The organism is Streptomyces tamarix (assembly GCF_032423885.1).
Classification (GTDB): domain Bacteria; phylum Actinomycetota; class Actinomycetes; order Streptomycetales; family Streptomycetaceae; genus Streptomyces; species Streptomyces tamarix.
This window is the reverse complement of sequence record NZ_JAWCTQ010000066.1, coordinates 1-13839: the sequence shown is the minus strand read 5'-3', so window position 1 is coordinate 13839 and position 13839 is coordinate 1. Positions and strand designations below refer to the sequence as shown.

Annotated in this window: 10 protein-coding genes; 9 read left to right on the top strand and 1 reads right to left on the bottom strand. The window is 73.8% G+C overall.

Annotation, left to right across the window (positions count from 1 at the left end; genetic code table 11):
* Window positions 1-44 precede the first annotated feature (44 nt).
* Entirely contained in the window at window positions 45-1847 is a 1803-nt protein-coding gene (locus RND61_RS30835; RefSeq protein ID WP_315881466.1) for a glycoside hydrolase family 15 protein, read from the bottom strand.
* Window positions 1848-2373: 526 nt separating this feature from the next.
* Here RND61_RS30835 and RND61_RS30830 point away from each other — a divergent pair.
* The 9 genes from RND61_RS30830 to RND61_RS30790 all read left to right on the top strand — a co-directional run bounded on the left by RND61_RS30830 (window position 2374) and on the right by RND61_RS30790 (window position 13705).
* The gene (locus RND61_RS30830; RefSeq protein ID WP_315881465.1) at window positions 2374-4035 is read left to right on the top strand and encodes a CTP synthase; all 1662 of its coding nucleotides are present in this window, start codon (window positions 2374-2376) and stop codon (window positions 4033-4035) included.
* A gap of 86 nt (window positions 4036-4121) precedes the next feature.
* Window positions 4122-4748: an NUDIX hydrolase gene (locus RND61_RS30825; protein ID WP_315881464.1), complete on the top strand. Its 627-nt coding sequence runs from the start codon at window positions 4122-4124 to the stop codon at window positions 4746-4748.
* Window positions 4749-5338: 590 nt separating this feature from the next.
* Complete coding sequence (locus RND61_RS30820) at window positions 5339-7342, top strand: tetratricopeptide repeat protein (protein WP_315881477.1); 2004 nt, start codon at window positions 5339-5341, stop codon at window positions 7340-7342.
* Between the two features lie 154 nt (window positions 7343-7496).
* Entirely contained in the window at window positions 7497-8612 is a 1116-nt protein-coding gene (ald, locus tag RND61_RS30815; protein WP_315881463.1) for an alanine dehydrogenase, read from the top strand.
* Between the two features lie 377 nt (window positions 8613-8989).
* A complete protein-coding gene (locus RND61_RS30810; protein WP_315881462.1) occupies window positions 8990-10162 on the top strand; it encodes a ParA family protein in 1173 nt (390 codons plus the stop codon).
* Complete coding sequence (locus RND61_RS30805) at window positions 10159-10701, top strand: hypothetical protein (protein WP_315881461.1); 543 nt, start codon at window positions 10159-10161, stop codon at window positions 10699-10701. Before RND61_RS30810 ends, RND61_RS30805 begins: the two co-directional genes overlap by 4 nt.
* Before the next feature lie 492 nt (window positions 10702-11193).
* On the top strand, window positions 11194-11988 hold the full coding sequence (locus RND61_RS30800) for a segregation and condensation protein A (RefSeq protein WP_391654504.1): 795 nt from the start codon (window positions 11194-11196) through the stop codon (window positions 11986-11988).
* A 41-nt stretch (window positions 11989-12029) separates the two neighbouring features.
* A complete protein-coding gene (gene scpB, locus RND61_RS30795) occupies window positions 12030-12599 on the top strand; it encodes an SMC-Scp complex subunit ScpB (protein WP_391654514.1) in 570 nt (189 codons plus the stop codon).
* The gene (locus RND61_RS30790) at window positions 12599-13705 is read left to right on the top strand and encodes a pseudouridine synthase (RefSeq protein WP_315881458.1); all 1107 of its coding nucleotides are present in this window, start codon (window positions 12599-12601) and stop codon (window positions 13703-13705) included. The genes scpB and RND61_RS30790 overlap by 1 nt, the downstream gene beginning before the upstream one ends.
* The last annotated feature ends 134 nt before the right edge of the window (window positions 13706-13839 follow it).

The window sequence follows — 13839 nt, the reverse complement described above, 5'->3', positions numbered from 1 at the left end:
GCGCCCGCCCCGGGACGTCCCCGGGGCCGGGCGCCCCGGGCGGGTCAGCCGCCGTACGCGCCGCTCGCGGTCAGGCGCAGCGCCGTGTCGATCAGCGGCACGTGGCTGAACGCCTGCGGGAAGTTCCCGACCTGCCGCTGGAGGCGCGGGTCCCACTCCTCGGCGAGCAGCCCCAGGTCGTTGCGGAGGGCGAGCAGCTTCTCGAACAGCTTGCGCGCCTCGTCGACGCGGCCGATCATCGCCAGGTCGTCGGCCATCCAGAACGAGCACGCCAGGAAGGCGCCCTCGTCGCCGGGCAGGCCGTCCACGCCCTCGTCGGTGCCCTGCGTCGGGTAGCGCAGGATGAAGCCGTCCGGGGTGGACAGCTCCCGCTGGATCGCCTCGATCGTGCCGATGACCCGCTTGTCGTCCGGCGGCAGGAAGCCCACCTGCGGGATGAGCAGCAGCGACGCGTCCAGCTCCTTGGAGCCGTAGGACTGCGTGAACGTGTTGCGCTCCAGGTCGTAGCCCTTCTCGCACACGTCGCGGTGGATCGTGTCGCGCAGGTCGCGCCACCGCTCCACGGGGCCGTCGGCGTCGCCGGACTCGATCAGCTTGATGGTGCGGTCGACGGCCACCCACGCCATGACCTTGGAGTGGACGAAGTGGCGGCGCGGGCCGCGCACCTCCCAGATGCCCTCGTCGGGCTCGTTCCAGTGCTTCTCCAGGTAGGTGATCAGCTTCGTCTGGAGGAGCGACGCGTAGTCGTTGCGGGCCAGACCCGTCATGTGGGCCAGGTGCAGGGCCTCGGTGACCTCGCCGTACACGTCGAGCTGGAGCTGCGCGGCGGCGCCGTTGCCGACGCGGACCGGGGCGGAGCCCTCGTAGCCGGGCAGCCAGTCCAGCTCCGCCTCGCCCAGCTCGCGCTCGCCCGCGATGCCGTACATGATCTGCAGGTTCTCCGGGTCGCCGGCGACCGCGCGCAGCAGCCACTCGCGCCAGGCGCGGGCCTCCTCGCGGTAGCCGGTGCGCAGCAGCGAGGAGAGGGTGATCGCCGCGTCCCGCAGCCAGGTGTAGCGGTAGTCCCAGTTGCGGACGCCGCCGATGTCCTCCGGCAGGGACGTCGTCGGCGCGGCGACGATGCCGCCCGTCGGCGCGTACGTCAGCGCCTTCAGCGTGATCAGGGAGCGGACCACCGGCTCCCGGTACGGGCCGCGGTAGGTGCAGTGGTCGACCCAGTCGCGCCAGAACTCGGTCGTCGCCTCCAGCGACGCCTCGGGGTCGGGGAGCGGCGGCTGCGGGTGGTGCGAGGGCTGCCAGCTGATGGTGAAGGCGGTCCGCTCGCCGGCGGCGAGGGTGAAGTCGGCGTACGTGGTGAGGTCCTCGCCGTACGTCTCGCAGGGCGTGTCGAGCCACACCGAGTCGGGCCCGGCGACGGCGACCGTGCGGTTGTCCACCTTGTGGACCCACGGCACGATCCGGCCGTAGCTGAACCGCATCCGCAGCGCGGAGCGCATCTCCACCCGGCCGCTGAGGCCCTCGACGATCCGCACCAGCTGCGGCGCGCCGTCGCGGGGCGGCATGAAGTCGGTGACGCGCACCGTGCCCTGCGGCGTGTCCCACTCGGATTCCAGGATGAGCGAGTCGCCCCGGTAGTGGCGGCGGTCGGCGGCCGGGGGCTCGGAGCCCTCGGCGTGCGCCGGTCCGATCCGCCAGAATCCGTGTTCCTCGGTCCCGAGGATTCCTGCGAAGACGGCGTGCGAGTCGAAGCGGGGCAGGCACAGCCAGTCCGCCGTGCCGTCCCGGCAGACCAGGGCGGCGGTCTGCATGTCTCCGATGAGTGCGTAGTCCTCGATGCGCCCGGCCACGTGCAATCTCCAGTCGAACGGCCACGTTCGCCCCGCGGGGCGCTTACTGGGGTCAGGGTCAAGGATCGTTGACGCGGGGGGTCCCGGACGGCGGGCGGGGGTGGTGCCGTACGCGGGCCTGTCCCGGCAACGGGTGTCCGAGCAGGATACGACGCGCCCGGGCCCTCTGTGTGATCTTCCTGGTAGAGGCTGGTAGTGCGGATGATCCGAACGAGTGAGCGCGTACCCACTGTGCGCGTGCATGCAGCACCACGTGCGCTCTTTTTGTCACGCACCGGCGCGAGCGCGTGCGCGCGGGGCCGCACAATGGCCGATTCGCGGGGGGCGTGTGGCCGGAACGCGGTCCCTCTCCGTCGCTGATACCCTGGTAGCCCGTGGACCGGTGGGCGCCGCAGAACCAATCGGCGGCCCCCGAACCGCAGCGACGGCACCCCCGGAGACCTCGGGTTCTCTCCCCTTCGGACTCCTCCGGATCGGACGCCGGTACGCACCTCCAGACCGCGACCACGGGAGCCCCCTCTTGGCCATGCCGCCCAAATCCACGACGACCAAGCACATCTTCGTCACCGGGGGTGTCGCCAGCTCCCTCGGCAAGGGCCTGACGGCCTCCAGCCTGGGTGCGCTCCTCAAGGCGCGGGGCCTGCGGGTCACGATGCAGAAGCTCGACCCGTACCTGAACGTCGACCCCGGCACGATGAACCCGTTCCAGCACGGCGAGGTGTTCGTCACCAACGACGGCGCCGAGACCGACCTGGACATCGGCCACTACGAGCGCTTCCTCGACGTCGACCTCGACGGCTCCGCCAACGTCACCACCGGCCAGGTGTACTCCACCGTCATCGCCAAGGAGCGGCGCGGCGAGTACCTCGGCGACACGGTGCAGGTCATCCCGCACATCACCAACGAGATCAAGCACCGCATCCGCCGCATGGCCACCGACGACGTCGACGTCGTCATCACGGAGGTCGGCGGCACGGTCGGCGACATCGAGTCGCTGCCGTTCCTGGAGACCGTCCGCCAGGTCCGCCACGAGGTCGGCCGCGACAACGTCTTCGTCGTGCACATCTCGCTGCTGCCGTACATCGGCCCGTCCGGCGAGCTGAAGACCAAGCCGACCCAGCACAGCGTCGCCGCCCTGCGCAACATCGGCATCCAGCCGGACGCGATCGTCCTGCGCGCCGACCGGGACGTGCCGACCGCCATCAAGCGCAAGATCTCCCTGATGTGCGACGTCGACGAGGCGGCCGTCGTCGCCGCCATCGACGCCAAGTCGATCTACGACATCCCGAAGGTGCTGCACACCGAGGGCCTCGACGCGTACGTCGTCCGCAAGCTCGACCTGCCGTTCCGCGACGTCGACTGGACCACGTGGGACGACCTGCTGGACCGCGTCCACAACCCGGAGCACGAGGTCACGGTCGCCCTCGTCGGCAAGTACATCGACCTGCCCGACGCCTACCTGTCGGTCACCGAGGCCATGCGCGCCGGCGGCTTCGCCAACAAGGCCCGCGTCAAGGTCAAGTGGGTCACGTCCGACGACTGCAAGACCCAGGCCGGCGCGGCCCAGCAGCTCGGCGACGTCGACGCGATCGTCATCCCCGGCGGCTTCGGCGAGCGCGGCGTCAACGGCAAGGTCGGCGCCATCCGGTACGCCCGGGAGAACCGGATCCCGCTGCTCGGCCTCTGCCTGGGCCTGCAGTGCATCGTCATCGAGGCCGCGCGGAACCTCGCCGGCATCCCCGACGCGAACTCCACCGAGTTCGACGCCGCCACCTCCCACCCCGTCATCTCGACGATGGAGGAGCAGCTGGCGTACGTCGAGGGCGCGGGCGACCTGGGCGGCACCATGCGGCTCGGCCTGTACCCGGCGAAGCTCGCGGAGGGCTCCATCGTCCGCGAGGTCTACGGCGACCAGCCGTACGTCGACGAGCGGCACCGCCACCGCTACGAGGTGAACAACGCGTACCGCGCGGAGCTGGAGAAGAAGGCCGGCATCCTCTTCTCCGGCACGTCCCCGGACAACAAGCTCGTCGAGTACGTCGAGTACCCGCGCGAGGTCCACCCGTACCTGGTCGCCACCCAGGCCCACCCCGAGCTGCGGTCCCGGCCGACCCGGCCGCACCCGCTCTTCGCCGGCCTGGTGAAGGCCGCGGTGGAGCGCCGCCGGGCCGCGAAGTCCGGCGAGTGACGGCGTAGCCGCAGGCGATACGGTTGACCGGGGTGCGGGTCCACACGGACCCGCACCCCGGTCCACGTGTGAGGGAGGACGACCGCATGACCATCAAGGACACGCCGGCCCAGTGGCGGGTCACCGCGACGGAGACCCCGTTCCGGGGCAACAAGACGAGCGTCCGCACGGACGAGGTGGTCATGCCGGACGGGGCGGTCGTACGCCGCGACTACCAGGTCCACCCCGGGTCGGTCGCCGTGCTCGCCCTCGACGACGACGACCGCGCCCTCGTGCTGCGCCAGTACCGCCACCCCGTACGGCAGAAGCTGTGGGAGATCCCGGCCGGCCTGCTCGACGTGCCCGGCGAGAACCCGCTGCGGGCGGCCCAGCGGGAGCTGTACGAGGAGGCCCACGTCAAGGCGGAGGAGTGGCACGTCCTCGCCGACGTGTACACGACGCCGGGCGGCTGCGACGAGGCCGTGCGGATCTTCCTCGCGCGCGGCCTGTCGGAGGCGGAGGGGGAGCGTTTCGAGGCCGCCGAGGAGGAGGCCGACATGGAGGTCGCCCGCGTTCCGCTGACCGAGCTGGCCCGGGGCGTCCTGGCGGGGGACCTGCACAACAACTGCCTGGTCGTCGGTGTCCTGTCGGTGCTCGCCGCGCGGGCGGGCGACGGCCTCGACGCGCTGCGCCCGGCGGAGGCGCCCTGGCCGGCGAGGCCCTTCACGGCGTGAGCGGGGCCGGCGCGCGGGGTACGCCCGGTGTCAGCCGGTGTGACGATCGTCTGATCCGATCGAGCGATGCGCGGGCCGCGCTCCGCACGGAACGCCCCCGGCGCTGAACTACGCTCGGATCACCCGTCCGGGGACCCGGCGGGACCAGCACGTTGCGCAGGCGGACGGGAGCGTGACCCGTGGCGGATCAGGCGGTGAACATCGGCGGACCCGAGCGCCCCACGGCCGGCTCGGACGACACGGGGAGGCCGGGCGCCGACGCCTCCCGCCGCGCGCGGGACGACCGCGGGGACACGGGCGGGAGGCCGGAGCCCCCCGCCGCCGGCGCCGGCCGTCCGCAGTCCGTCCCCGCACCGGCCGGCGGGAGCCCGGACGCCCCCGCGGGTCCCGGGCGGACCGGCGGGAGCACCCCCGGCCGCCCTGACGGCGACGCCCGGGACCCCGCCGACCCGGCCGGTGACGCCCGGGACCCGGCCGGCGGTGGACCCCGGCCCCCCGCCCCCGGAGCCCGGCGGGGCGGGGGCGACGACGGGTGCCGGGCCGCCGCGCCGGGCGACCGCGAGGGGCGGTTCTTCGGGCGGACGCGGGAGATCAAGGCGCTGCGGGCCGACATCTCGCGGGCCGGACTGGACACGATCGCCGGGCGGAAGGCGCCCCGCGCGCGCGTGCTGCTCATCGCCGGGCGGCCCGGGTCCGGACGGACCGCGCTCGCCGAGGAACTGGTCCGGGACCTCGAACGCGGCTACCGCGACGGGGTGCTGCGGGCCCGCCTCACCGAGCCGGGCGGCGACGCCGTACCGGTCGAGCGCGTCGCCCGCGCGCTCCTGGACGACCTCGGCGTCGCCGCGCCCGCCGGGGCCGGCGAGGACGACGTCAGCGCGCTGCTGCGGGCCGCCCTCCGGGACCGCCGCGCCCTGCTGCTCCTCGACGACGCCGCCGACGCCGAGCAGGTGGACGCCCTGCTCCCGGAGAACCCCGAGTGCCTGGTCGTGGCCGTCGCGCACGGTCCCCTCACCGGCATCCCCGACGTACGGCCCTGCACGATCGGCGGCCTCGACGTCAAGGCCGCCGTCGAGCTCCTCGACGCCTACGCCGGCTCCGTCCGCATCACCGTCGACCCGCAGGCCGCCGAGACGCTCACCGAGCTGTGCGCCGGCCAGCCCGCCGCGCTCGTCCTGGCCGGCGGGTGGCTCGCCGCCCGCCCCGCCGCGTCCGTCGCCGACCTGGCCAAGCGGCTGCGCGCGGTGCCGGACGACGACGGCCGCCCCGCCGCGCTCCGGCCGCTCGCCCGCGCCTTCCGCCTCGCGTACGAGGCGCTGCCCGCTTCCGGCGCGCGCGCCCTGCGGCTGCTCGCCCTCGCCCCGCTGGGCGGCGCGGACCCGCAGATCCTGTCCGCGCTGGCCGGCTGCTCGGTGTCGGCCGCCGCCTCGCTGCTCGACGGCTTCGTCGCGCTCGGGTTCGTACGGGAGGTCCCGCACGGCCGGTACGAGGTGCCCGGGTGCCTGATGCCGTTCCTGAAGGAGCGGCTGGCAGCCGAGGACCGCCCCGCCGAGACGCAGCTCGCACGGGCGCGCATGCTGGAGCGGACCGTACGGCTCCTGCAGTCGTGCAGGGCGGTCACCGAACCCGAGGGCACCCCCGCGCGCCGCCGCCTCGCCGGGCTGCCGCGCGCCCTGCGCTTCCCGAACCGGCGGGCCGCCGCCGAATGGCTGGAGCTGCGGCAGCCCGCCCTGCTGGCCTCCGCGCGCCTCGCGGTGGCGGACGGGGAGCTGGACACGCTCGCCCGCCGCCTGGTCGCCGCGCTCGTGCGGGCCCTCGCCGCGCACCGCGGCACCGAGGCGGCCGCGCCCGAGCTGTACGGCCTCCACCAGCTCGTCCTCGACGTCGCCGAGCGCCGCGGCCTGCACCGGGAGCGGGCCGCCGCCCTGCTGAACCTCGCCGACCTGGACGCCGGCACCGGCCGCACCCGCGACGCCCTGGCCCGTTACCGGGCCGCCCTGGACGCCGGCCGGCTGGCGAACGACCCGTACGCGACCGGCCGCGCGATGGAATCCGTCGGCGGCGCCTACCAGGAGCTGGGCGACTGGCAGCGGGCCGCCGACTGGTACGGCCGGGCCCTCGCGCAGCGCCTCGCGCGGGACGAGCGGGCCGACCAGGCGCGGCTCTACGGACGCCTCGGCGCCGTCCACACGTACGCCGGCCGCTACGGCGAGGCGCTGCGCAACTGGCGTGCGGCGGCGGCCGGTTACCGGCGCCTCGCGGATGTGCCGGGCCACGCGCGGGCGTTGAGCGAGGCGGCCCGGGTGCAGGAGTACGCGGGCCGCCCCGAAGACTCGTTGCGCACCTGCGAGGAGGCCGTGGAGTGGGCGCGCCGCGCCGGTGACGTACGGCTCCACGCCGCCCTGCGGCTCCGCCTCGCCGACACGCTCGACCGGCTCGGCGACCCCGCCGCGGCCCGGTTGCACCGCGCGGCCGCCGAGCGGCTCCTCCGCCCCGGGGGGCCGGCCGCGCGGTCCGGCCCCGCAGGTCAGGGACCTTTCGACCGACCCGGTCCCTCTGCCTACGAAATCCGTAGTGGTTCCCAGAAAAATTAATGCTTTGTAAGGCTAGACACGGGGAAGTCCTTCATTAGACTGGGTCCGCCGCGTTTAACCGCGGTGTATCCCTGTGTGTCCTGAAACACACGGGTATGTATCGCCGTAGAGCGCTTTGCCCCCAATACCCCTGATTCAAGGACCGTGATCGACGATGAAGGTCGGCATCCCCCGCGAGGTCAAGAACAACGAGTTCCGCGTCGCCATCACCCCGGCCGGCGTGCACGAGCTCGTCCGCAACGGCCATGAGGTCTTCGTCGAGCAGAACGCCGGTGTCGGCTCCTCGATCACGGACGACGAGTACGTGGGCGCCGGAGCGCGGATCCTCCCCACCGCCGACGAGGTCTGGGCCACCGCCGACCTGCTGCTGAAGGTCAAGGAGCCCATCGCCGAGGAGTACCACCGCCTCCGCAAGGACCAGACCCTCTTCACGTACCTGCACCTGGCCGCCTCCCGCGAGTGCACGGACGCGCTGCTGGAGTCCGGCACCACCGCCATCGCGTACGAGACCGTCGAGACCGCGAACCGCGCGCTGCCGCTGCTCGCCCCGATGTCCGAGGTCGCGGGCCGGCTCGCCCCGCAGGTCGGCGCGTACCACCTGATGCGCGCGGCCGGCGGACGCGGCGTCCTGCCGGGCGGTGTGCCCGGCGTGATCCCGGCCAAGGCCGTCGTCATCGGCGGCGGCGTCTCCGGCTGGAACGCCGCGCAGATCGCCATCGGCATGGGCTTCGACGTCACCCTGCTCGACCGCGACATCAACAAGCTCCGCGAGGCCGACAAGATCTTCGGTACGAAGGTCAAGGCCGTCATGTCCAACTCCTTCGAGCTGGAGAAGGCCGTCCTGGAGGCCGACCTCGTCATCGGTGCCGTCCTCATCCCGGGCGCCAAGGCCCCGAAGCTGGTCACCAACGAGCTCGTGTCCCGCATGAAGGCCGGAAGTGTCCTTGTCGACATCGCGATCGACCAGGGCGGCTGCTTCGAGGACTCGCGTCCCACCACGCACGCCGAGCCGACCTTCCGGGTCCACGACTCGATCTTCTACTGCGTGGCGAACATGCCCGGCGCCGTCCCGAACACCTCCACCTACGCCCTGACCAACGCCACGCTGCCCTACATCGTGTCGCTGGCCAACAACGGCTGGGCCGAGGCGCTGCGCCGCGACCCGGCGCTGGCCAAGGGCCTCAACACCCACGACGGCAAGGTCGTGTACAAGGAGGTCGCCGAGGCGCACGGCCTCGACCACGTGGAGCTCGCCTCCCTCATCGGCTGACGCGGCTTCACTCCCCGCCAACCGCCCGATCACCCAAGGCGATCGACCCGTACGGGGTCAACGGGGTCGTCAACCTCACGCATCCGGCCGGACCTTGCAGGACGAGGTCCGGCCGGACGCGTGTCCGCCCGCGCGCGCGTCCGTTCAAGTCGCCTCGAACGTAACCCTTTAGCCGTTTCGCACACCCGCGAACCGCCGGGATCGGCGGCCCCACACCCTTGACAGGAAGGCGTTCGGGCGCCGACACATCCCGCCGCGTCCGGCCGATTGTGTTGCTGCGGAGCGGTGACACGCCATAGAGTCGCCAACCGTCGGCATAGTGCCACGCTGACCTATCGATAAGTTTCCTGGTCCCGTCCAAGGAGGTAAGACGACTTGTGAACGAGTCGACATTCACTCCCGGGGTCGGCCAACCAGGAACGCCGGCAGCGGGCCAGGGCGGTCCCTCGTCCGGGCCCGAGGCCGTCGGATCCGTCGCTGTCCGGACGTTCGCGACGCACCAGCACATGACGACACCCCACACGATGAAGACGATGGACGGCCAACACGTGAACGCCATGGCCGGCAACGAGAGTGGCCGAGAGTCCACCCACTTCGCCGCCTACGACGAGCTGCCCGAGGGGCACTTCTACGACCCCGACGCCGAGTACGAGCCCGACCCCGAGTACGCGGCCACCCTCGCGCCCGACGCCGCCCGGCAGCGCCGCGAGCGGATCGGCCCGACCGGGCGGCCCCTGCCGTACTTCCCGATCCCGGGACCGCTCACCGAGCACGGGCCCGCGAAGATCATTGCGATGTGCAACCAGAAGGGCGGCGTCGGCAAGACCACGTCGACCATCAACCTGGGCGCCGCGCTCGCGGAGTACGGGCGGCGGGTGCTGCTGGTCGACTTCGACCCGCAGGGCGCCCTGTCGGTCGGCCTCGGCGTCAACCCGATGGAGCTCGACCTCACCGTCTACAACCTGCTCATGGAGCGGGGCATGTCGGCGGACGAGGTCCTCCTGAAGACCGCCGTGCCCAACATGGACCTCCTGCCGAGCAACATCGACCTGTCGGCCGCCGAAGTGCAGCTCGTCAGCGAGGTCGCCCGCGAGTCGACGCTGCAGCGCGCCCTCAAGCCGCTGCTGCAGGACTACGACTACATCGTGATCGACTGCCAGCCGTCCCTCGGCCTGCTGACCGTCAACGCGCTGACGGCCGCCCACAAGGTGATAGTGCCGCTCGAGTGCGAGTTCTTCGCGCTCCGCGGGGTCGCGCTGCTCACGGAGACCATCGAGAAGGTCCAGGAGCGGCTCAACCCCGACCTCGAACTCGACGGCATCCTCGCCACGATGTACGACTCGCGGACCGTCCACAGCCGCGAGGTCCTCGCGCGCGTGGTCGAGGCCTTCGACGACCACGTCTACCACACGGTCATCGGCCGGACCGTCCGCTTCCCGGAGACCACGGTCGCGGGCGAGCCCATCACCACGTACGCCTCGAACTCGGTCGGCGCGGCCGCCTACCGCCAGCTCGCCAGGGAGGTGCTCGCCCGGTGTCACGCCGAGTGAGTCTCCCGGGAGCCGACGAGCTGTTCCGTACGACCGGGGGCACGGCGCTGCAGGCGTCCACGCCCCGGCGCCAGCCCGCGGAGGAGCCCGCCCGGGTGCCCGGGCAGGGCGGTGAGCAGGACCCCCCGTCCGAGGAGCACGCGGCGACGGCGGCGGGGGACACCGAGGCCGCGCGGCGGCCCCGGGCGCGGGCGGCCGACGAGCCGGAGACCGGCAGGGCCGCTACGGCCGCCGGGGCGGCGCCCAGGGCCGCCGCCGCGGCCTCCGGGGCCGCGGCGGGCGCACCGGCCGCCCGGCGGGGGCGGCGCTCCCCGAACCGGCGGCCCAGCGGGCGCGAGCGCCACGACGAGAAGATCACCGTGTACGTCTCCGCCGAGGAGCTGATGGACCTGGAGCACGCGCGCCTGGTCCTGCGCGGGGAGCACGGGCTGGCCGTGGACCGCGGGCGCATCGTCCGCGAGGCCGTCGCGGTGGTCCTGGCCGACCTGGAGTCCCGGGGGGACGCGAGCATCCTCGTACGGCGGCTGAGAGGCCGCTGAGCGGGCCTCCTCGCGCGCGTAGCGCGCCGTCGGGCGGGCGCGCCCGGTAGCCTACGGGCCGCCGCTCCCGCACGCCCCTGGACCACGATGCCCCCCACCCCCTCGCGCCGCCGCCCCCTGGGCCGGGGCCCGGCCGTGCCCCCGGGCCCCGGATCCCGTCCCGCCACAGGGGCCCCCGCCCGCCCCGCCGCCCCGCCCCCGCGCGACGAACCGCCCCGCCCGGACACGACGACCGGGGAGACGGCCGACGGACCGGCCGGGGAGGCCACCGGCGGACCGTCCGGCGGGATCGCCGGCGGGCCGTCCGGGGCGATCACCGATGGACCGGCCAGAGAGGCCGCCGGTGGATCGGCGGACGGCGCGGGCGGTGCCGGCGGCCCCCGCGACGCCGGCGGTCCCCGCGACGCCGGCGGTCCCCGCGACGCCGGCGGTCCCCGCGACGCCGGCGGTCCCCGCGACGCCGGTGGCCCCCGCGGGGACGGGCGGTTCACCGTGCGGCTGGCCAACTTCGAAGGGCCCTTCGACCTGCTGCTCCAGTTGATCGCCAGGCATCGGCTGGACGTCACCGAGGTCGCCCTCTCGCGGGTCACCGACGAGTTCATGGCGCACATCCGTGCCCTGGGCCCCGACGGGGACCTCGACCAGACGACCGAGTTCCTCGTCGTCGCCGCCACGCTCCTCGACCTGAAGGCCGCCCGGCTGCTGCCCGCGGCCGAGGTGGAGGACGAGGCCGACCTCGCGCTGCTGGAGGCCCGGGACCTGCTGTTCGCCCGGCTCCTCCAGTACCGCGCGTACAAGCAGGTCGCCGGTCTCTTCGGGGCCCGCCTCGACCACGAGGAGCTCCGCCACCCCCGTACCGTCGGCCTGGAGCCGCACCACGCGGCGCTCCTGCCCGACGTGGTCCTCGGCATCGGCCCCGAGGGCTTCGCCAGGCTGGCCGTGCGGGCCATGCGGCCCAAGCCGAGGCCGCAGGTGTACGTGGACCACGTCCACGCCCCGCTGGTCAGCGTCCGCGAGCAGGCCGGGATCGTCGTGGCGCGGCTGCGGGAGCACGGCGAGCTCCGGTTCGGCGAACTCGCCGCGGACGCGGCCGACACCCTCACCGTCGTCGCCCGCTTCCTCGCCCTGCTGGAGCTGTACCGGGAGAAGGCCGTCGCCCTCGACCAGGACGACCCGCTGGGCGAGCTCACCGTCCGCTGGACCGGCGGCGACGCCGAGGCGGTGGTCACCGACGAGTTCGACCGGGCCGTGGAGCCGGAGCAGCCAGAACAGGAGGAGGAGGCGTGACGGACGCCCTGGAACTGAAGCCCGCCCTGGAGGCGGTCCTCATGGTCGTCGACGAGCCGGCGACCGAGGAGCACCTCGCCAAGGTGCTCCGGCGCCCCCGCCGCGAGGTCGCCGCCGCGCTGCGCGAGCTGGCCGACGAGTACGACGCCCAGGGCCGCGGCTTCGAGCTGCGCCCCGTCGCGGGCGGCTGGCGGTACTACACGCGGCCCGCGTACGCCCCCGCCGTGGAGGACTTCGTCCTCGACGGCCGGCAGGCCCGTCTCACCCAGGCCGCCCTGGAGACCCTGGCGGTCGTCGCGTACCGGCAGCCGGTCAGTCGTTCCCGCGTCTCCGCGGTCCGCGGCGTGAACTGCGACGGGGTCATGCGCACCCTCCTCCAGCGCGGTCTGGTGGAGGAGGCGGGCACGGAACCCGGAACAGGTGCGATGCTGTACAGGACGACGAACTACTTCCTGGAGCGGATGGGCCTGCGCGGCCTGGACGAACTGCCGGAGCTCGCGCCCTTCCTCCCCGAGGCGGACGCGATCGAGGCCGAGTCACGGGAAGGGGCGCCGTCGTTCGATCCGGATGCACCGGATTCCGAGGACGCAGACGACAAGACGGAACTTTGATGCGAAGCAGCAGCGGCAGGAACAGCAGCGGAAACAACGGCGGGAGCCGTGGTGGCAACAGCGGCGGCCGCGGCAGCAGCGGCGGCCGCGGCAACTACCGGGGTGCCGGTAACAGCCGCGACGACCGCCGGCAGGGGGCGTCCAACCCGCGCCGCCCCCGCCCCGAGGAGCGCAGCTACGACGTGGGCGGCGGCCCCGCCGACGGCCCCCGGCGCGGACGCGGCGCGGCGGCCCGCGGGGGCGCCAAGGGCGGCCCCCGGCAGTCCCCCCGACGCGACGGCGGGCGCACGGCCCCGGCGCGCCCGCGCGAGCTGGACGCCCGGATCGAGGAGCGTAACCGCGAGCGGTACGCGGGCAGGCCGCAGCAGCCCGCGCAGCAGGGCCAGGAGGGCGAGCGGCTCCAGAAGGTGCTCGCCCGCGCCGGCATGGGCTCGCGGCGCGCCTGCGAGGAGCTGATCGACGCGGGCCGCGTCGAGGTCAACGGCGAGATCGTCGTCGAGCAGGGGACGCGCGTCGACCCGGAGAAGGACGAGATCAAGGTCGACGGTCTGACCGTGGCCACCCAGTCGTACCTCTTCTTCGCGCTGAACAAGCCCGCCGGCGTCGTCTCCACGATGGAGGACCCCGACGGCCGCCAGTGCCTGGGCGACTACGTCACCAACCGCGAGACCCGCCTCTTCCACGTCGGACGGCTCGACACGGAGACCGAGGGCATCATCCTGCTCACCAACCACGGTGAGCTGGCCCACCGCCTCACGCACCCGAAGTACGGCGTGAAGAAGACCTACCTGGCGGCCGTCACGGGCCCGCTCCCGCGCGAGGTGGGCAAGCGGCTCAAGGAGGGCATCCAGCTGGAGGACGGCTACGCCCGCGCCGACCACTTCCGGGTGGTCGAGCAGACGGGCAAGAACTACCTGGTCGAGGTGCAGCTCCACGAGGGCCGCAAGCACATCGTGCGCCGCATGCTCGCCGAGGCGGGCTTCCCCGTCGACAAGCTCGTACGGACCGCCTTCGGCCCGATCCAGCTGGGCGACCAGAAGTCGGGGTGGCTGCGCCGCCTGACCAACACCGAGGTCGGCATGCTGATGCGGGAAGTCGGCCTCTGACCTCCCCGTCCCACCCCACGCGGAAGCCCGCGGCCCCCCGGCCGCCGGCGTCCCCGCCGGTGGCGCCCGGGGGCCCCCCCGGGCGGGGGGGCGGGGCGGCGGGCGCGGGAGCACGCCCGGGGGCCCCCCCTAGC

What these genes read in the sequence shown, in the direction of transcription:
- ald (WP_315881463.1), top strand. Translation starts at nt 7,497, where the DNA reads ATGAAGGTCGGCATCCCCCGCGAGGTCAAGAACAACGAGTTCCGCGTC.
- RND61_RS30830 (WP_315881465.1), top strand. Translation starts at nt 2,374, where the DNA reads ATGCCGCCCAAATCCACGACGACCAAGCACATCTTCGTCACCGGGGGT.
- scpB (WP_391654514.1), top strand. Translation starts at nt 12,030, where the DNA reads ATGGTCGTCGACGAGCCGGCGACCGAGGAGCACCTCGCCAAGGTGCTC.
- RND61_RS30825 (WP_315881464.1), top strand. Translation starts at nt 4,122, where the DNA reads ATGACCATCAAGGACACGCCGGCCCAGTGGCGGGTCACCGCGACGGAG.
- RND61_RS30790 (WP_315881458.1), top strand. Translation starts at nt 12,599, where the DNA reads ATGCGAAGCAGCAGCGGCAGGAACAGCAGCGGAAACAACGGCGGGAGC.